Here is an 18,689-nt window from a genome sequence, read left to right as displayed (position 1 = left end):
TATTAATCGCTTGTTTTTTTGCTTTTTGGCTTACGTCGACGTTTACGCTTATGCGTGTCAGGTGTTAATTGCGCAACCATATTCGCTTGTTCCGCCTCATCTGCATCCTGGAACGCAGTCCACCATTGTGCGAGCTCTATGGACTCATCTCCTGCAAGAGCACGTAATGCCATAAAATCATATGCTGCCCTAAAGCGTGGATGTTGTAAGAGGTTAAAGGCTCTTCCTCCGAGTCTTTTGGCAAAACGATACTGTAGTAACCAAATTTCACGAATAATTTGTGTATAGCGTCTGGGGATGGAAATAATTTTGTTTTGCTCAGCAAGCACCAGTGACATTGCTTTTTCTATAGATGGAAGTGGATCAATCCCAGTTTTTTGTAAGTCCTTTGAACATTCAATCATAGGAAACCATAAAAGGACTGCAAATAAAAATGCCGGAGTAACTGGTTTATCTTCCTTGATGCGCGTATCGGTATTTTCCAGAGCAATGGCTAATAAGGCATTTACAGGATACGAACTGTTTAATAGGGCATTGGTTTGTGGACATAAATATTGAAACAAACCATATTGCATAAGCAGTTTTTGAACCACCTCAGCATTGCCGCATTGGTATAATTTGGTCATTTCATCGAATAAACGTGAATTGGAGACATGCGTTATGAGATGGCTAATTTCAGGGAAAGGAGCCTCTGTTTCGGGTGCAAGTTTGAAATTTAATTTTGCACTAAATCGAATCGCCCGTAACATCCGCACGGGGTCTTCCTGGTAACGTTTTGTTGGATCGCCAATCATACGAATGAGCTTTTCTTCAACGTCTTTTACACCACCAGTAAAATCAATAATAGTGGAATCATTAATATTGTAGTACAGCGAGTTAATTGTGAAATCGCGTCTCCAAGCATCTTCATCGAGTGAGCCATAGGCATTATCACGAACCAGCATTCCTCGTTCGTTTGTTTGTTGGCTTTCATCAGCAGCCATGTGTCCTCGGAACGTGGCAACTTCAATAATTTCTCGATGAAAAAGTATATGAACAAGCTTGAATCGCCGACCAATAATTCGCCCATTTCTGAATAAATTCTTGACTTGATTTGGTGTCGCATCGGTTGCAACATCGAAATCTTTGGGGGCTTTATGCAGCAATAAATCTCGGACACTTCCGCCCACAATATAAGCTTGAAAACCAGCACCAATTAGGCGGTTCAGTACTTTGAGCGCGTTGCTACTAATGTCCGCTTTAGATATGGAATGTTTATTCCTTGGGATTATGTAAGCTGAAGCAACAGGAAGCACATGTGCTCTGTTTTTCTTTAACAGCTTTTTGATGAATTTGATGATCTCTTTATCTCACAAGATTAACGAAACGTTGAATATTATATCGAAGCAAAAGAATAAAGTGAATATTTGCCTTTATAAACATCTATTTTTAAGTCAAATTTGTATGGTCAATGTTACAGAAAAGCTTAGGTAATTATTAGATTAAGAGTATATCATATAGTTTTTCAATTTCTGACATCTGAGGCTTCGATGGATTTTATTGATGTTATTGCGAGTTTAATCGTTTTAATCATATTAGAAATTGTTTTAGGAATAGATAACCTGGTTATTTTGTCCATTTTATCTGAAAGATTACCCCCCGAGCAGAGAAAAAAAGCGAGGCGTTGGGGGCTAACCCTCTCCTGGATAATGCGGTTGCTCTTACTTGCGATTGCGGTGGATTTGATCAAATTAACTAAGCCCTTGCTGACAATAAATCAGCTTTCGTTCTCTGCACGTGATTTTTTTCTCATGCTAGGTGGTGCTTTCTTAATTTGGAAGGCTACCGATGAAATTCACCAGGATGTCACTGAAGATAGCGTATTAGTGAGTGAAAACAAAAAGCATTCATTTAAAGCAACATTCAGGATGGTTATTTTGCAGATTGTAATAATGGATATTATCTTTTCTCTCGATAGTGTCTTAACTGCCGTAGGCTTGACCTCTCGATTTTGGGTTATGGCTCTAGCTATTACTTGTGCCATTTTTATTATGATTTTTGCAAGCGAAATGGTTAGTGCGTTTATTAAACAACACCCGACGATTAAAATGCTTGCCTTGAGTTATTTAATTCTAATTGGCATGGTGTTAGTTGCCGATGGATTTTCTTTTCATATTCCTCGAGGGTATATCTATTTTGCAATGGGTTTTTCCTTATCAGTTGAGTCCCTTAATTTATTAAAGCATTCACGAAAAAAAAGTAAACGGAAATCTGGAAATTAATTATGTTATATATTAAAGCGTTTCATATTATTGCGATAGTTGCATGGTTTGCTGGATTATTTTATTTACCGAGATTATTTGTTTATCACGCGGATACTTATGACGAGACAAGTGTTATCCGTTTTCAAATAATGGAAAAAAGATTGTACTACGGAATCACCTGGCCTGCGGCATTACTGACTACTCTCTTAGGATTGTGGTTGCTCAGTTACAATCCTGCTTATTACCTTAAGGCAGGATGGATGCATGCTAAATTGAGCCTTGTTGTTCTTTTATGGGTTTATCACCTGCTGTGCGGACATTATCTAAAAGCATTTGCTCAAAATAAAAATCAAAAAAGCGCACTTTTTTTTCGCATTTATAATGAAATTCCAACGTTATTCTTAATAGCTATCGTGTTATTGGTTGTGGTTAAACCGTAACTTGAGTGTTGATGGAAATTATAATGTGATTGCTTAGCCCGGGTTAGCAGCCGAATCCGGGCTATATACTTTGCTGGGGATGGCTTATAGTCTTATTCCATTTCCACCATGTCAAAATCTTCTTTACCGGCGCCACAATCTGGACAAAACCAATTTTCTGGCACATCTTCCCAACGTGTACCCGGTTCAATTCCATCCTCTGGCCATCCTTCAGCTTCATCATAGATAAAACCACAGATGACGCAAATATATTTTTTATACTCTTGCATGATAGTACTCATTATAAAAGGGCTTAATTTAGCTATTGTGGAACCCAATGTAAAGATCAACCTCTTTTTTTTGCCAATTTTTCGCAATGTCTGTAATATTATATCGCAAAATTATGGAGATTTTTATGACCCGTTCAACAGATTTATTTCATCAAGCCCAAGACCTGATTCCTGGTGGGGTTAATTCACCCGTACGAGCTTTTAAAGGGGTTGGTGGTGATCCTATCTTTTTTAAACAAGGTAAGGGGGCATACCTTGTCGATGTTGATAATAATGAATACATTGATTACGTTGGGTCTTGGGGACCATTAATTCTTGGTCATTGTCACCCCGCTGTGATTGAAGCGGTAAATAAGGTGCTTCATAGCGGTATGAGTTTTGGAGCACCTACAGAACTTGAAGTACTCTTGGCTGAAAAAATTATATCTTTAATTCCTTCAATTGAAAAAGTACGGATGGTGAATTCTGGTACTGAAGCCACGATGACTGCGATTCGGTTGGCTCGTGGTGTTACCAAGAAAAATAAATTTATAAAATTTAATGGTTGTTATCATGGACACAGCGATAGTTTACTCGTCAAAGCGGGCTCTGGTCTTCTTACCTTAGGCATTCCCTCAACGCCCGGAATTCCACAAAGTGTTACAGAACATACTTTAACCGCCAATTTTAATGATCTAGAGCAAACCGCACAATTATTTGAAAAATTTCCTGACGACATCGCCGCAGTCATTTTAGAACCTGTTGCGGGAAATATGGGTTTCGTTTTGCCAGATTTAGAATTTTTGCAGGGATTGCGCCAGTTATGCGATCAATACAACGCCTTATTGATTTTCGATGAAGTCATGACTGGTTTTAGAGTGGGGTTAACTGGAGCTCAAGGCGTATTCGGAATCACTCCTGATATTACTACCCTGGGTAAAGTTATTGGTGGGGGCATGCCAGTCGGTGCTTTAGGTGGAAGAGCAGAAATAATGTCCTTTCTAGCGCCTGAGGGGCCAGTGTATCAAGCAGGGACACTTTCTGGAAATCCATTAGCTATGGCCGCAGGTCTTGCAACTTTATCTGAAATCGAAAAAGCTGGTTTTTTTGATTCGTTAAGTCAGTCCACAAAAGCGTTAACCCAAGCTTTAGCCTCTGTTGCTGAAACATTAAATATTCCATTTTTTACTGCTTCATTAGGTGGAATGTTTGGCTTTTGTTTTACGGAGAAAACTCGCATTGCAGATTATGCTGACATCGCTGCATCTGATGAAATTTTATTCAAAAAGTTTTATCATGGAATGTTAGGAAAAGGAGTATATTTTGCTCCTTCTATGTATGAGGCTGGATTTGTTTCCAGCGCACATGGAGAACATGAGATTGTTAAAACTCAAATGGCTGCAGAAGAAGTTTTGAGCCAATTGAAAAAATAAACAAACTCCTACCCCATCTCGAGTAAAATCGAGGTTCCCCCTGCAATGGCATTGCATTTCAGGGGGAAAATTCTTGCCTCGATCGAGATGATATGGGTGGTAAATAGGATGTATAAAAAGATAAAAAATAAATTTTTAAAGGTACTAGACAGTAATTTTTCCACATGTCATATTCAGAGTGGGTCTTGAATTAACAAGGAAGGCTATAATGTCGGGAATGACAAAAAAGGAATTCATCAAATCAATGCCACAGGGAATTGTCCCTCTTTTCTTTATTCAGATAGTCTCCACTTTAAGTTTTAGCGTTCTTTACTCTACGCTCGTTTTGTACATGAAAGGGAAGTTGGGGCTTCAAACCAGCACTGCGAATAGCATTATGGGAGTCTTTATTGCCTTCAATTATGGCTTGCACTTGCTTGGTGGTTTTTGGGGCGGACGCTTGCTCTCTAATCGCGCATTGTTTTGTGCAGGAATGGTGGCGCAAATTATAGGTTGTATCTTATTATCATTAGGTGATATCTCATTCCTTTATTATGGCTTGGCCGCTTTTTTAACCGGATCAGGTTTAAATGTAACCTGTTTAAATTGCATGTTAACCCAACGTTTTTCCCCAGAAGACACTCGTCGAGAGGGCGCTTTTCTCATGAATTATGCGGGAATGAACATTGGCTTTTTTGTTGGTTTTAGCATGAGTGGCGTATTTCAGCTCACTCAGAATTACGAACGACTTTTTTTAATGAGCAGTTTAGGAAATTTAATTGCTTTGATCATCTGCTTGTATTGTTGGCATCAGTTATCAGATAGGGAAACAATTTTTTCTCAAAAGGACAAGCTGTCTCAAAAAAGAGCTGCTCTTTTGGGATGCGCACTGATTATTGTACTGCCTTTCTTGTTGAGTGAATTGTTGCATTATGCTGAGTGGGCTAAAAAGTTAGTCCTCGTGACTGGCGCGCTTATGATTGGCGTTATTTTATATTTAGCAAAACAACAACCTACAAAAGAAGCCAGAGATAAAATCATTGCTTTTGCCGTACTTATGGTTGTCGGAACCGTTTTTTGGATGCTTTATCAAATAGCTCCTATGGGGCTTACTGTCTTTATTGATCATAATGTCCAGAGAGAGTATGCGAGCTGGATTATTCCACCACAGTGGTTTCAAAATATAAATACTGTAGCTATAGTTATTGGTGGTCCATTATTAGGCGTGTTATTGCATAAAATGCGCAGAAACGGGGTTCAAATTAATATTCCTACTCAGTTCGCGCTGGCATTGCTCTTTATTGGAATGGCTTTTGTTATATTGCCTATTGGTATCGCGTACGCTAATTATGAAGGACTAGTGAATCCTAGCTGGATTATTATTAGTTATATCTTGCAAAGTATAGGAGAGCTTTTAATATCCCCAATTGGTTATGCTATGATAGGCTATTTGGCTCCATCATCATTACAGGGTGTAATGATGGGCATGTGGATGCTCAATACGGGTGTTGGTGCAACTTTGTCCAGCTACAGTTCAAACTTGATGATTGAAGGGCAAGACAGTAGTTCACCTTTAGTGACTAATAGTGGCTATAGTCATGTATTTTTAATGTTAGGGTTATTTGCAATTGGTGCTTCAATTGTACTTTTTATCATTGTACCTAAGCTGCGAGAGCTAATTCAGGAAAAAAAGTCACCTGAAGCACAAGAGGCCAAAGGGATGGCTACGAATCGAGTGGTTGTATGTGAGTAATTTTTTTGTACCGATTAATAAGGCAGAGCTGGATTGGCATGGTACTCTGCCTTTTTCAACACAATATGATGATGTGTACCATTCTTCTGAAGGGGGAATGCATCAATCCCTGCATGTCTTTATTGATGGAAATGATCTAATTAAGCGTTGGCAATCACTGTCTAATGATAAGCCCCAAAGATTTACCATTGCAGAGACTGGTTTTGGAACCGGCTTAAATTTTCTTGTAAGTTGGAGTTTGTGGGAACACTATGCGCCTGAATCCTGTCAATTGCATTTCATTTCATGTGAAAAACACCCTTTATCTCTTACTGATTTAAAACGCAGTCTCGCTTTCTGGCCGCAATTGGAAAAGCAGGCTCAACAACTGATAGCCAGTTACCCTGCATTGACGCCTGGATATCATCATCTGTCATTTTGTGAGGGCAAAGTGACCTTAACATTGATGCTGGGAGAGGCATTGGAATGCTATGAACAGCTGTTAATTTGTGGGGAATCCTCACTTGAAAGGCAGCTTCGAACAGTTTTTGTCGATGCCTGGTTTTTAGACGGTTTTGCTCCATCTAAGAATAAAAGTATGTGGTCTGATGCGCTCCTTAAAACAATAGCCATGTTATCTAATGAGCACACTACCTTAGCAACGTATACTGCTGCAGGTTCTGTTAAAACGAACTTAATTCAAAATGGGTTTGTTGTTGAAAAAAGAAAAGGCTTCGGACGAAAACGGCATATGCTCTGTGCCCGTTTTGCTGAAATGCCAATCTACAAAGCAGCAAAACGACATACACCTTGGCATGTGAGCGTACCTGAAAAGTACGCCAACAAATCAGCTGTTATTTTAGGAGCAGGTTTGGCGGGGTGTTTTACTGCATATACCCTGAGTAAAAGAGGGTGGAAGGTTACCCTTATTGATGAGTTAGCTCAGGTAGGTCATGGCGGCTCAGCGAATCAGCAAGCGGTTTTGTTCCCTAAGCTCTCTGCTTACAATTCACCCCTAACACAGTTTATGCTGGCAGCATTTTTATATGCTGCACGAGTTTATCAAGGTATTTTAAATCAGACAAAGATAGGGGAGTTGTGTGGCTCTTTGTTACTTGCATATTCTGACAAGGAAAAGACAGCGCAGTCTAGTTTACAATCCTGGCTGGCTCATTATCCAGAGTTGGGTTCGCTCGTAGATAAACAAGAAGCCTCTGATTTAGCCGGTTTTTTGTTAGATAAGCCTGGCTTGTATATTCCATTTTCAGGATGGATAAATTCTCCAGAATTATGTCAGTTTTTAATTAATCGAGAAGGGATTACTTTGTTAACGAATACTTCAGTAGACCAATTGATTTTTGATAAACGCTGGATAGTAAATGATTTGGAAACTGAAGTACTCATTTTAGCCAATGGTTATAAAATTAATTCGTTTAAAGAAACGGAGCATCTGCCTGTTAAGCCTATTCGCGGTCAAATGACAGCCATTCCGTCAACGGAGCAAAGTGCCTGTTTAAAATTACCTCTATGTGGTGATGGTCATGTTCTTCCTGCTTTTAAAGGGATACATCAATTAGGCGCCACTTATGAGTTAAAATCAGCCGAGTCTCAAATTAAATCTCATGATGATCAGATAAATTTAGCGAAACTTGCGCAACTGGCTCCAGAAATTTCATGGTCTGATGAAGTAAGCAATCATTGGGCTGGGGTAAGGGCATCAACACCGGACTATCTGCCTTTAGTCGGTAAAATTGCTGAGGCTGAACAGTTTTTACATCAATTTGCCCAATTGGAAACGAATGCAAAACGTTGGATAGCGCAAGGTGGACCTTATTACCCTGGGCTTTACGCCTGTGCTGGATTCGGTTCCCGCGGTCTTACAACCATTCCTTTATGTGCGGAATGGCTCGCGTCGGTAATTAATAATGAAATAAGTTGTTTACCCAGAAACTTGCAACAGGCTTTATCACCCGCACGTTTTTTACGTAAAAATATAATTCGTGGAGCTATTAAAATCGATTGAGATGAGATTCTCATTAGAGCATAATAATAAACCTGTAGTCCTCGTCATCTCTCGCTATCGAGATAACGACAAGAAACCAGAGTTTCACTGCGCTGCACCTAGACTACGATAGTTCATATATTTAAGATCAAGGAGTGACAATTAATGGCTGGTTCCATGGGCAAAGCCTTCAAACAGACAATCAAAGAAAATAAACCCTTACCCGTATTGGGTGCCATCAATGCTTATTCTGCTATGCTCGCGCAATGTGCTGGAGCTAAGGCAATCTATCTTTCAGGAGCAGGTGTTGCAAATGCCTCTTATGGCATACCTGATCTTGGCATGACCAATTTATCGCAAGTGCTCGAAGATGCACGAAGAATTACCGAAGCCTGTTCTCTGCCTCTTTTGGTTGACGTAGATACTGGATGGGGACATGCATTTAATATAGCCAGAACAGTAAAGTTAATGGAAAAAACAGGGGTTGCCGCAATACATATTGAAGATCAAGTATTGGCAAAACGATGTGGACACAGACCCAATAAAGCCATTGTATCCATGAAAGAAATGGGGGATCGAATTAAATCGGCTGTTGATGCACGACAAGATCCTGATTTTGTCATTATGGCAAGAACAGACGCCTATGCTGTTGAAGGCATGAACGCAGCGATCGAACGAGCTTTGCTGTGTATTGAATTGGGGGCAGATATGATATTTCCTGAGGCGATGACTCGCCTCGAAGAATATCAAACATTTACGAAGTCAGTTCCTGTGCCTGTGTTGGCGAATATAACGGAGTTTGGTAAAACCCCTTTATTTAGTCGAGAAGAGCTTAAACAAGTTGGTGTATCACTGATTTTATATCCTTTAAGTGCATTCAGAGCAATGTCTCAAGCTGCTTTAAATACTTATAGGACAATTCTTCGAGATGGAACGCAAAAAAACATATTGGATAAAATGCAAACTCGAGAAGAATTATACGAAGTACTTGGTTATTATCAATACGAACAAAAACTAGACCAATTGATGGAGGAAGACAATGAGTGTTAAAAGCGGCGGTTTAGCCGGTGTTGTTGCAGGACAATCAGCAATATGTACAGTTGGACTAGCAGGTAAGGGGTTAAATTATAGAGGCTACTCAATTGATGATTTAGCTGAATACGCTACGTTTGAGGAAGTAGCCTATTTGTTACTCTATGGGAAACTGCCTACTCAAAAACAATTAGATGAATATACAAAAAAACTGACTCAGTTAAGAACATTACCAGAAAGTTTAAAAACAGTTCTTAAATTAATTCCTAAAAACACTCATCCTATGGATGTGTTGCGAACTGGATGCTCCTTTTTGGGAACAATTGAACCTGAAGATAATTTTTCTCAGCAATATCATATTGCAGATCGTTTGTTGGCTTTATTTCCAGGAATGATGTGCTACTGGTATGCATGGCATTTCCATAACAAAGAAATATCTGGTTTAAGTGATGAAGAAACCACTGGAGCTCATTTTCTTGCTTTATTACATGGAAGAAAACCGAGCAAACTAGAAGCTCAAATGATGAACGTATCCTTAATTTTATATGCAGAGCATGAGTTTAACGCCTCTACCTTTGCTGCGCGAGTTACTGCGGCAACGCTTGCTGATTTTTATTCTGCAATTACGAGTGCAATTGGTACATTACGTGGTCCTTTACATGGTGGTGCTAATGAAGCGGCAATGGACCTTATCGGACGTTTTAATAGTCCTGATCAAGCCGAAACTGAATTGAAAAAAATGTTGCTCAATAAAGCGCTCATCATGGGATTTGGACATCGTGTGTATACAACAAGTGATCCTCGCTCTGATATTATTAAAAAATGGTCATTTCGCTTAGGTGAGGAAAAAGGCGACCTTCTTTTATATCATATTTCTGAACGTATTGAAGAAGTGATGTGGAATGAAAAGAAATTATTCCCAAATCTGGATTTTTATAGTGCTTCAGCATACCACTATTGTGGCATACCCACATTCTTGTTCACTCCCATTTTTGTCATGTCACGTATTACAGGATGGTCAGCACATGTGTTTGAACAAAGAGCAAATAATAAATTAATAAGACCTACTTCTGAATATACTGGGCCTGAGCCACAGAAGTTTCTTCCTATTGAATCGAGAGGATAATTGCGAAATCCATGCGTCAATTGGAGCGTGGATGTAGTTTGGCAATACCATTAAGTTAAGGAGTTTTTCTTCTCCTTTGTCCCCATTTCACGAGCTTAGCGAGGGATCTCCTCTTAGTAACACTGCGCCATAGAGTGGGCGATCCCTGCTCGGGATGACGGAGTAGTAGAGGAGGTGGATTACTTAACTGATGAGAAAACATTATTTATAAACAGAGGTTATTATGCACAGTTATGTAGAAGATAATATTAAGCCTGATTACGATCAGGTTATGATTGATATTGCTGATTATGTATTAAACAAGAAAATTGATAGTGCCTTAGCATATGAGACAGCACGTTTATGCCTTATGGATACATTGGGGTGTGGGATTCTGGCATTAAATTTCCCTGAATGCACCAAACTTTTAGGCCCAATTGTTCCCGGTGCTACCCTTGCTGGCGGGGCTCGGGTTCCTGGCACTGCATATGAGTTAGACCCAGTACAAGCTGCTTTTAATATTGGCGCTATGATACGTTGGCTTGATTTCAATGATACCTGGCTTGCAGCGGAATGGGGGCATCCTTCTGATAATTTAGGCGCGATCCTTGCTGTTGCAGATTATATGTGTCGACAAAATTGCTCCAAAGGTAACCCCCCAATTTTAATGCAAGACGTACTTACTGCGATGATTAAGGCACATGAAATTCAAGGGTGTCTCGCTCTTGAAAACAGTTTTAATCGAGTGGGATTAGATCACGTCTTTTTGGTCAAAATTGCCAGTGCAGCTGTTGCTGCTCAATTGTTTGGTGCCGATAGAGACACGATGTTAAGAACCTTGTCCCAAGTGTTTGTCGATGGCCAAAGTCTGCGGACCTATAGACATGCTCCGAATGCTGGTTCTAGAAAGTCATGGGCTGCAGGGGATGCAACATCCAGGGCAGTTCGATTGGCATTAATTGCTAAAGCTGGGGAAATGGGTTATCCCAGTGCATTAAGTGCCCCAAAATGGGGTTTTTATGATGTTCTTTTTGAAAAGAACGTATTTAAATTTCAACGTCAGTATGGCAGCTATGTTATGGAAAATGTTTTATTTAAGTTATCCTATCCCGCTGAATTCCATGCACAAACCGCCGTTGAGTGTGCCGTGATGTTGCATCCAATAGTGAAACAGCGATTCAATGATATAGCTCGAATTGATTTAGTAACCCATGAGTCGGCAATTCGAATTATTAGTAAGCAGGGGGCTTTGCATAATCCAGCAGATCGAGATCATTGTTTACAATACATGGTTGCTATAGGTTTATTATTTGGCGATTTAAAAGCTGAGCATTATGAAGACGATATCGCCTCAGATCCACGAATCGATGCATTGCGTGCCAAGATGCATGTTACTGAGGATCAGCGTTTTTCAAGGGATTATCTTGACCCAGAAAAGCGTTCTATTGCAAACAGTATTAGGATAATTTTTAACGATGGTACTGAAACTGATTTGATTACAGTGGAATATCCAATCGGCCACAAACGGAGACGTGAAGAAGGTATCCCTGTTTTGTTATCCAAATTTAAAAAGAATTTAGGTACGCAGTTTCCAGCAGATCGCGTTGAACGTATCATGCAAGTGATGAGTGATACAAATACACTGGCTGCAATGAAAGTAGAAGATTTTATGCAGCTATGGGTTGTCTCATAGCCTTTAAGTACGGTATACAACCTCGGGATTATTAATAACCCGAGGTTCTTGTTCCTAATCGCTTACCTTTGCTTATCCCAATTAAATGTATATAATTTGATCAGGTATCCGATGATTGTCAGGGAGAGGCGATGAACCTAAAACAGACTTATCTCTCTGTGTTATTTTCAATGATGCTTGGAGCTTCTGCTTTTGTAGCGCATGCTTCTTCAATTAACACGAAGGACGAGGTGAATGGAAAAATTGTTTCTGTATATTTGCTTATAGATAAACCGGAACAGCTTCAACAATACGTTGATGATTTGGTTAAACTACAAAAACCGAATTTTAATCGTGTGCTCTTTTCATTTGTCCGACCAACATTAATCGATTATCAGAGTGGTAGCCTCGCTGATACGGGAATCTTGGGCTATTATACGGATCATGATGGCAAGGGCGCCCAAGCTTTTAATGCATTAAAATCAGCGATCAAATTATCCAAACAAAAGAACATTCAAACATTCCTCTCTGTAGGAGGTTGGAATTACAGCTGTAATTTTGATTTAACTCAAGAGGCCTGTGGTCCTCGCTCTTCAGCTATAAACCAGATTTTTTATGATTGGTTTCCGGACCCATCTGATAAAGATCAAGCGAGCAAGGCAAAAACCTCTTATGCAAATATAGTCAAATTAGCGAATGATTTAGGTGTGGATGGTATTGATATTGACTATGAAGAATTTTGGCATGCTGATCAATATGCTGTGACTTGGGGGCCCAGCTCGGGTGGTGAGTGGTCAACAGATATAGCCCAAAGAATACTTGATGCGGGTGGACCCACTTATGAAAATCTTATGAAATATGGAATAAGTTCGGGTTCTTCGTTTGTTATGCCAAAGACAATTGATAAACTTGATGCAATTTTACATACAATAATGGATGATCCGGGAGCTAAATACCTTAAGTTTGCTACAGCTGCGCCCCCAGTTGGGGCTCGTCCAATTACAGGTTTTGTCTATGGAGACAAACTCCCCGATATCTATACGAGGGGTGGTCTTTGGTGGAAAGGAAATCTGAAAGGGTTATGGTATAACCTGATGAATAAGGATGAAGCGGTTGTGTCACGTTTTGATAGCTTGGGTGTGATGACCTATGATTTGTGTGGTGATGACCCAACTGTATGTGCGCCTTACGCTGACGGACCTTTGGATTTGCCTGGTCAAGTCAGTGCTTATCTGAAGGATTACACGAATTGGTTGAAAGCAGAGAGTGTAAGCAAACCTAGCCTAACAATTGATAACATTGGAAAAGTAACTTTTTTACCTGCCAAGTATCATATTCAAGCAAAAATTCTCTTTGGGTTTGAAGTAAATCAGCCCGCTTATCCTAAAAATATTAATGGCCAACTACAGCTAACCAATGAATTAGTTAACAAAATTCTTGATCAGCAAAAGCACAGTGGAGGCGTTATGATTTGGCAAATGTATTCAAAACAAAATACTGAGGTTCCAGATTCTACTACAGTAAAATATACGATTAATCAAAGTTGTAAGACTTTTTTAGCGAATGATAAACGATATGATTGCAATGCTGATTTTCCAAGTGTTCCGAAATAATCCATCTTTTCAATGATCTTGAAAATAACTATATGATTCAATAGGATGCACAAAATTCATTTCCCAGGGAAAAGCCGAGCAAGAAAAGGAAATCATGATTTATTCAGAACAAATCAAAACTTAACTACGCTAAAGGACGCCAGAAAATTTCTCCAGCACGTTAATCATCAAGCTGTAGCAAAGATGCTTTTAAAAAATCTCGCTTTAATGCAGTTAAGGGGGCAAGTGAGCGCCAATTAACTTGTTAGAGAACCGGTACAAAAACTGATATTAAACGCACAGTTTTTACAGTGTCTATAATTTTCTCTGTAAGCCTGATGCAGCGAGTATTTTGGTTGATATTTCTTCTATAGAATATTTTGTCGAATTAATGTAAGGAATTTTTTCCTTTTGATACATCGCTTCTACTTCATTTACTTCGAGACGACATTGCTCTGGTGAGGCGTACTTGCTGTTGGGTCTACGCTCAGCTCTAATGTGTTGCAAACGTTGTGGATCAATAGTTAATCCAAAAAGTTTATTTTTATAAGGTCTTAGTACTTCAGGTAATTTAAAACCTAATATTTCATCTTCAGTAAAAGGGTAATTTGCAGCTAGAATTCCATATTGAAGTGCCATATACAAACAACTTGGTGTTTTTCCACAACGTGAAACACCAATGAGAATAATATCCGCCTTGTCATATCCACGAGTTTTTACTCCATCATCATGAGATAAGGCAAAATCGATTGCTTCAAGTCGATGCAAATAAAGTTTACTGTTTACCACTCCATGAGTTCTTCCAACAGTATAAGAAGACTTTTCATTCAGCTCTTCTTCCATAGGGCCGATAAAAGTATTAAATAAATCAAACACACGGGCATTTGCTTTTTTAATGTAATTTCTGATTTCTGGGTCAATCAAAGTCATAAATACCAAAGGTTTAATTCCCTGTTCCTCAAATGCACGGTTGATCTGTTCCACTGCGTGTTCCGCTTTTTTTAAGGAATCGATATAGGGAATAGTAAGCTTTTCAAATTTTATATTTTCAAATTGGGTAATTAAGCTATGGCCAAAAGTTTCGGCGGTAATTCCTGTACCATCAGAGATCATAAAAACATAGCGCTTCATATGCTGCCTTAATAAAAAGTATCTATATTATATTTTAAAATGAATTAGTTAATATCACCAGTAAGTGTACTTATTTAGATCCATCTGCTATCTTAAATTTAAGAAAAGGATATTTAAGGTTACTATGGAACAAGATCGATTTGGCAGCAACAGCAAACTCTATATTTTAGGCATGATATGTTTGGTTCTTAGCCTGGGTTTATTTTTCTTTAGTTTATATATCTTGCCCTACCTGGCTTGGGGATTAAATTATAATGTGCCTGCTATTATTTTTGATCTTTTGAGCTCATTACAGGATGACTATAATTATAGTGTTGGAGCCAGTAAGATTCTTGTTTGGCTTATATTTTTTGTGCCGAGCATGATTACCGGACTGATATCCTATTTTGTATCGAATTACATAGATAATAATCTTTATAAATCAGAGTTGAATATAAAAGAGGAGCAAGAAACTCCTCCAACTAAACAAATTGGGAAAGAAATAAGAGAGTCTGCTGGTTTTGGATTAAAGATTCTTGGGTTAATGATCCTGATTGTTCTTGTGATTTTTTTATTGCAATATCTTATCCAATCAACATCATAGCAAACGGCAGGAGAAGTTATGGCCTATTTAAAACGCTGGAAAATTAAAAAAATTACTAAGCGAATAAAAGCGATGCAAGCAAATCGGGTAAATAATCAACCCGGGGATGAAATGCTAAAAAAGGAAATTGCTTACTATTTTGAGCTGGCATCCATATACGGTAAGTTAAAAGGCAATAAAAAATTCCCTTATGCAAATTTAATGTACATGGAATGTTATAGAGCAGCTGCAGGATTGGATGATGCAGAGGCTAATTATCAATTAGGGCAAATGATTCTTGAAGAAGCTAAATTCAGACAAAATTTAGAAAAAGAAGGTGTTTTCAAGAGTGAAACGAATTTAAAAAAATGCAACCAGCTTTTTGAAGAGGCACATGCTTATTTATCTGCGGCAATCGCATTAGGTCATGTCGGTGCAAAACGGTTAAGAGGCCTAAGCTTTATTAATGGTTGGGGACTTGAAGCTGATAAGAAGGCCGGTTTTGAGTTAATTGTTGCAAGTATTGAGGAAGAAGGTTCATGGGATAGAGTACCCCAAATTTTTGCGTCCATGGGCCTGAATAAGCCTGAATTTTTTTCACAAATTATGCAACGCAGGAAGTCATCATAAGCATATAGTCTGGGTATATGGTAAGACATTGCCCAGACATTATTTTACCTTCGTTAGGGCAAAAAATTGCGCATAGTGCTTTAGCTGCTCCTTGAGACATTGGTTCAGCGAGCTTTGCCTATTACGTCACAAAAATTACCTTCTACCAGTAAGTCTCTCCGTGACATGATTTTAATCCTCTCTTGTATTCATTACCTGTATGAACTTAATAAATAAACCTGAGTATACTTAAATCAACATGTGTCATAAGGCCAAATATTTGCATATGACTTATCATTTCCTCTTGAAGTTATTGATAATCATGCTACTTTTGGCGACCTGGGAGAGGGTTCAATGCAAATGACTAACATGAATAATGAAATGGTAATAAAAATAATTTCTACTGCGCATCATGTTGGCTTTGGTGAAGGATTAGAGTAGCTATGAGTTTATCCAACTCCATATAATTTTCTTCTCTCTCATAAAACTGTGTGAACCGTACTTTAAATTGGTTTTTAAGGAATGATGTAGATGAACATTTTAGTTACTGGTGGTAGAGCACCTGCTACCATGGATATTATGCGTAGCCTCATGAATCAGGGATATCAGGTTTATAGTGCTGAAAGTATGCTTTTTCCACTCGCGAGATGTGTTAAAGGAATAAAAAAGCATTTTGTCATCCCTAAGCCCAGTCAGGATCTCGCCGCGTTTATAAAGGCATTAAAAGAAATAGTGATTCAATATAAAATTGATCTACTTATTCCTACATGTGATGAAATTTTTTATATCAGTAAAGGCTATGAGGAACTATCAGAACACACTAAGGTTTTTTGCGAACCGTTTGAGCGTTTAAATCAGTTGCGTCATCAATATACGTTTAATCAACTTGTGCGCGAATATGGTTTGACTGCGCCTCAAAGTTGGTTCGTTAACACAGATAAGGACAAGCAAAATCTTCCTCAGGACGCAGCGTTGGTTTTAAAACCTGTTTTTTCCCGTTTGGGTTCGCATACACTCATTAAACCGTCACCCAAGGCTCTTGCTAATCTTACGATTAATGAACCGTATATTGCGCAAGATTTTATTCAAGGAAAAGAATACAGTACTTATGCTATTGTGCGTAATGGAGAGGTATTAATTCAATCGTGTTATTACTCTAAATATCGGGTAGGACGCTCTACTGGAATTTACTTCGAGCCTGCAGAAATAAAACCAATTACCGAATTTATCAAAACATTTTGCAAACGTTTCCAATTTAGTGGCCAAATTGGGTTTGATTTTATTTTGATGAACGATATGGCCTATGTTTTAGAGTGTAATCCAAGAGTAACTAGTGGCTTCCACCTTCTTACCGATAAAATTGATTGGCATAGTATTTTAAGTGGGCAGCGCCAATATGATATTCCCAATATGCAACATATGCAGCCGTTCATGCTCGGCCAGGGAATGATGCTTCATAGCTTCAAATATTTGCTAAAAAGTCCTGTTCGTTTCATCAAAGACTACCGAAGAGCACATGATGTATTAAAAAACAAAGCATATCCCTGGTTGAGGTTTAAAAGCACCCTGATGATCCTGAATGTGCTTTGCCGAGCAATCAGAGTGAAGAAAGGATTTTACCCGGCTTCAACTTATGATATTGATTTTAATGGAGTTGAGAATCCATCAAGATAAAGTTTATTAGCTACCGCCTGGGTGAACGCAGGGTAAGCTTTCTTGCCGTCATCCTGAGTGCAATGAGGGTTCTTGTACTTGAGCACAGTGTTGCAACCGGAGCTTCCTCATTGCACTCGGAGCGAGGGTAATAAATCCCCCCAATTTCTTTATTGCCTATACTTAAAAGAGTTAATGCTTTAAGGATATAAAAAATGAAAAGAATATTTTTGTTTGGTGTTGGATTTTTAATGGGTACCCAAATTTTTGCTCTTGACACATATACACCTACAGCGAACTCAGATGTAAATAAGTCCTTATTACCATCACCTTTTCCTGTTTATATTCTTGGAAATAATGGAGTTATTAATCATCCTTATCCAGGTGCTAAAAAGGCTTTGTTACCCACAGATAATAGTTACACTCTCGATCCAGGTTGTTATATTGCATGTTACTCGCATAACCAAGGTGTCTATCCTGTGGCTGAAAATATTTATGTAATGGGGCAAATCCGGGTTAGAGGAAGATATGTAGATCGGATATGCGAGCCAGAAGGATATAAAGGAATAGATATAAGTAAGATAGGCCATTTTAAATTTCTCTGTTCGGTAAAAATCGATGCATGTAAAAATAATTCATGTTGGGCTGGAGGCGATACAGGGGGTTGGTTTGGCGTGCAGTAATACAGCTCAAGCAAGGAGATTTTCGATAGGGATGACGGGTTTACCTGGTTTTTTGAATGGCAAGGAGTTATAAATCGATGAAAATAGCAGTGTGTAGTGATGAGCTCTATCCAGTTAATGAGTTCGTTGTACAAGAGCTTGAGCGTTTGGGGCATCAAGTGGTCCTCTTCGGGGCAATCAAAACAGGGCAAAGTGAACCATGGATAAAAACTGCGCATGTTGCTGCTGATGCAATTCGTAAGGGTGAGTGTGATGAGGGTATTTTCTTTTGCTGGACTGGTACAGGTATTTCGATCGTGGCGAATAAAATTCCTGGTATAAGGGCTGCTCTTTGTACTGATGCTCAAACAGCAAAGGGTGCAAGAATATGGAATTGCGCGAATGTTTTGGCTCTATCCAATCGTTTGTTAACCCAAGATTTGGCCAAAGAAATTTTAGATTCTTGGTTTAATACTCAAACTGATGAAAAAGGGAAAGCGGTTATTAAAGAAATTGATGCAATAGAGAGGGGATATCACTGACTTAGATTCATAAAAATTACCATTAAGTTGCTGAATCGATTCCTATGTGCTT

The 18,689-nt window shown here is 38.8% G+C and carries 17 protein-coding genes; 14 read left to right on the top strand and 3 right to left on the bottom strand.

The window, feature by feature from the left end; translation table 11 throughout:
- Positions 1–2 precede the first annotated feature (2 nt).
- Positions 3–1,295 (bottom strand): polynucleotide adenylyltransferase PcnB, encoded by a 1,293-nt coding sequence (pcnB, locus tag ACF8MK_RS14475; RefSeq protein ID WP_265704864.1) that lies wholly within the window; start codon positions 1,293–1,295, stop codon positions 3–5.
- Positions 1,296–1,529: 234 nt separating this feature from the next.
- On the opposite strand from pcnB, the gene ACF8MK_RS14470 reads away from it, so the two are divergent.
- Together ACF8MK_RS14470 and hemJ are read left to right on the top strand one after the other, a co-directional pair.
- Positions 1,530–2,261, top strand: a complete 732-nt coding sequence (locus tag ACF8MK_RS14470) for a TerC family protein (protein WP_392537249.1) — start codon at positions 1,530–1,532, stop codon at positions 2,259–2,261.
- 2 nt (positions 2,262–2,263) lie between these two features.
- Positions 2,264–2,683: a protoporphyrinogen oxidase HemJ gene (hemJ, locus tag ACF8MK_RS14465; RefSeq protein ID WP_265704866.1), complete on the top strand. Its 420-nt coding sequence runs from the start codon at positions 2,264–2,266 to the stop codon at positions 2,681–2,683.
- Positions 2,684–2,775: 92 nt separating this feature from the next.
- Here hemJ and ACF8MK_RS14460 read toward each other — a convergent pair whose 3' ends face one another.
- Positions 2,776–2,952: a rubredoxin gene (locus ACF8MK_RS14460; protein WP_019232400.1), complete on the bottom strand. Its 177-nt coding sequence runs from the start codon at positions 2,950–2,952 to the stop codon at positions 2,776–2,778.
- A 125-nt stretch (positions 2,953–3,077) separates the two neighbouring features.
- Here ACF8MK_RS14460 and hemL point away from each other — a divergent pair, with 125 nt between their 5' ends.
- From hemL to ACF8MK_RS14425, 7 genes are all read left to right on the top strand, one after another.
- Positions 3,078–4,364 (top strand): glutamate-1-semialdehyde 2,1-aminomutase, encoded by a 1,287-nt coding sequence (gene hemL, locus ACF8MK_RS14455; protein WP_392537248.1) that lies wholly within the window; start codon positions 3,078–3,080, stop codon positions 4,362–4,364.
- A gap of 208 nt (positions 4,365–4,572) precedes the next feature.
- Complete coding sequence (locus tag ACF8MK_RS14450; protein ID WP_392537247.1) at positions 4,573–6,096, top strand: peptide MFS transporter; 1,524 nt, start codon at positions 4,573–4,575, stop codon at positions 6,094–6,096.
- Complete coding sequence (gene mnmC / locus ACF8MK_RS14445) at positions 6,089–8,098, top strand: bifunctional tRNA (5-methylaminomethyl-2-thiouridine)(34)-methyltransferase MnmD/FAD-dependent 5-carboxymethylaminomethyl-2-thiouridine(34) oxidoreductase MnmC (protein WP_392537246.1); 2,010 nt, start codon at positions 6,089–6,091, stop codon at positions 8,096–8,098. The genes ACF8MK_RS14450 and mnmC overlap by 8 nt, the downstream gene beginning before the upstream one ends.
- 144 nt (positions 8,099–8,242) lie before the next feature.
- Entirely contained in the window at positions 8,243–9,127 is an 885-nt protein-coding gene (gene prpB, locus ACF8MK_RS14440; RefSeq protein ID WP_392537245.1) for a methylisocitrate lyase, read from the top strand.
- Positions 9,117–10,235 carry a 2-methylcitrate synthase gene (prpC, locus tag ACF8MK_RS14435; RefSeq protein WP_392537244.1) on the top strand — a complete coding sequence of 373 codons (1,119 nt, stop codon included), beginning with the start codon at positions 9,117–9,119 and terminating at the stop codon, positions 10,233–10,235. Before prpB ends, prpC begins: the two co-directional genes overlap by 11 nt.
- A 223-nt stretch (positions 10,236–10,458) precedes the next feature.
- A complete protein-coding gene (locus tag ACF8MK_RS14430; protein WP_392537243.1) occupies positions 10,459–11,907 on the top strand; it encodes a bifunctional 2-methylcitrate dehydratase/aconitate hydratase in 1,449 nt (482 codons plus the stop codon).
- 131 nt (positions 11,908–12,038) lie between these two features.
- The gene (locus tag ACF8MK_RS14425) at positions 12,039–13,499 is read left to right on the top strand and encodes a glycoside hydrolase family 18 protein (protein ID WP_392537242.1); all 1,461 of its coding nucleotides are present in this window, start codon (positions 12,039–12,041) and stop codon (positions 13,497–13,499) included.
- Positions 13,500–13,793: 294 nt separating this feature from the next.
- Here ACF8MK_RS14425 and ACF8MK_RS14420 read toward each other — a convergent pair whose 3' ends face one another.
- Positions 13,794–14,609: a pyruvate, water dikinase regulatory protein gene (locus ACF8MK_RS14420; RefSeq protein ID WP_265704874.1), complete on the bottom strand. Its 816-nt coding sequence runs from the start codon at positions 14,607–14,609 to the stop codon at positions 13,794–13,796.
- Between the two features lie 124 nt (positions 14,610–14,733).
- On the opposite strand from ACF8MK_RS14420, the gene ACF8MK_RS14415 reads away from it, so the two are divergent.
- The 5 genes from ACF8MK_RS14415 to ACF8MK_RS14395 all read left to right on the top strand — a co-directional run bounded on the left by ACF8MK_RS14415 (position 14,734) and on the right by ACF8MK_RS14395 (position 18,637).
- On the top strand, positions 14,734–15,192 hold the full coding sequence (locus tag ACF8MK_RS14415) for a hypothetical protein (RefSeq protein ID WP_392537241.1): 459 nt from the start codon (positions 14,734–14,736) through the stop codon (positions 15,190–15,192).
- A gap of 18 nt (positions 15,193–15,210) precedes the next feature.
- A complete protein-coding gene (locus tag ACF8MK_RS14410) occupies positions 15,211–15,801 on the top strand; it encodes a hypothetical protein (protein WP_265704876.1) in 591 nt (196 codons plus the stop codon).
- A gap of 510 nt (positions 15,802–16,311) precedes the next feature.
- The gene (locus ACF8MK_RS14405) at positions 16,312–17,454 is read left to right on the top strand and encodes an ATP-grasp domain-containing protein (protein WP_392537240.1); all 1,143 of its coding nucleotides are present in this window, start codon (positions 16,312–16,314) and stop codon (positions 17,452–17,454) included.
- Positions 17,455–17,648: 194 nt separating this feature from the next.
- Positions 17,649–18,116: a hypothetical protein gene (locus ACF8MK_RS14400; RefSeq protein WP_392537239.1), complete on the top strand. Its 468-nt coding sequence runs from the start codon at positions 17,649–17,651 to the stop codon at positions 18,114–18,116.
- A 77-nt stretch (positions 18,117–18,193) separates the two neighbouring features.
- The gene (locus ACF8MK_RS14395) at positions 18,194–18,637 is read left to right on the top strand and encodes an RpiB/LacA/LacB family sugar-phosphate isomerase (protein WP_265704879.1); all 444 of its coding nucleotides are present in this window, start codon (positions 18,194–18,196) and stop codon (positions 18,635–18,637) included.
- Positions 18,638–18,689 lie beyond the last annotated feature (52 nt).

This window comes from Legionella sp. 227 (assembly GCF_043161935.1).
Classification (GTDB): domain Bacteria; phylum Pseudomonadota; class Gammaproteobacteria; order Legionellales; family Legionellaceae; genus Legionella; species Legionella sheltonii.
Note: the sequence above shows the minus strand (reverse complement) of the source record. Positions and strands in the feature narration are given on the sequence as shown.

Coding starts and splice junctions, on each gene's coding strand:
- ACF8MK_RS14470 (WP_392537249.1), top strand. CDS start 1,530: ATGGATTTTATTGATGTTATTGCGAGTTTAATCGTTTTAATCATATTA.
- hemJ (WP_265704866.1), top strand. CDS start 2,264: ATGTTATATATTAAAGCGTTTCATATTATTGCGATAGTTGCATGGTTT.
- ACF8MK_RS14460 (WP_019232400.1), bottom strand. CDS start 2,952: ATGCAAGAGTATAAAAAATATATTTGCGTCATCTGTGGTTTTATCTAT.
- hemL (WP_392537248.1), top strand. CDS start 3,078: ATGACCCGTTCAACAGATTTATTTCATCAAGCCCAAGACCTGATTCCT.
- ACF8MK_RS14450 (WP_392537247.1), top strand. CDS start 4,573: ATGTCGGGAATGACAAAAAAGGAATTCATCAAATCAATGCCACAGGGA.
- prpB (WP_392537245.1), top strand. CDS start 8,243: ATGGCTGGTTCCATGGGCAAAGCCTTCAAACAGACAATCAAAGAAAAT.
- prpC (WP_392537244.1), top strand. CDS start 9,117: ATGAGTGTTAAAAGCGGCGGTTTAGCCGGTGTTGTTGCAGGACAATCA.
- ACF8MK_RS14430 (WP_392537243.1), top strand. CDS start 10,459: ATGCACAGTTATGTAGAAGATAATATTAAGCCTGATTACGATCAGGTT.
- ACF8MK_RS14425 (WP_392537242.1), top strand. CDS start 12,039: ATGAACCTAAAACAGACTTATCTCTCTGTGTTATTTTCAATGATGCTT.
- ACF8MK_RS14420 (WP_265704874.1), bottom strand. CDS start 14,609: ATGAAGCGCTATGTTTTTATGATCTCTGATGGTACAGGAATTACCGCC.
- ACF8MK_RS14415 (WP_392537241.1), top strand. CDS start 14,734: ATGGAACAAGATCGATTTGGCAGCAACAGCAAACTCTATATTTTAGGC.
- ACF8MK_RS14410 (WP_265704876.1), top strand. CDS start 15,211: ATGGCCTATTTAAAACGCTGGAAAATTAAAAAAATTACTAAGCGAATA.
- ACF8MK_RS14405 (WP_392537240.1), top strand. CDS start 16,312: ATGAACATTTTAGTTACTGGTGGTAGAGCACCTGCTACCATGGATATT.
- ACF8MK_RS14400 (WP_392537239.1), top strand. CDS start 17,649: ATGAAAAGAATATTTTTGTTTGGTGTTGGATTTTTAATGGGTACCCAA.
- ACF8MK_RS14395 (WP_265704879.1), top strand. CDS start 18,194: ATGAAAATAGCAGTGTGTAGTGATGAGCTCTATCCAGTTAATGAGTTC.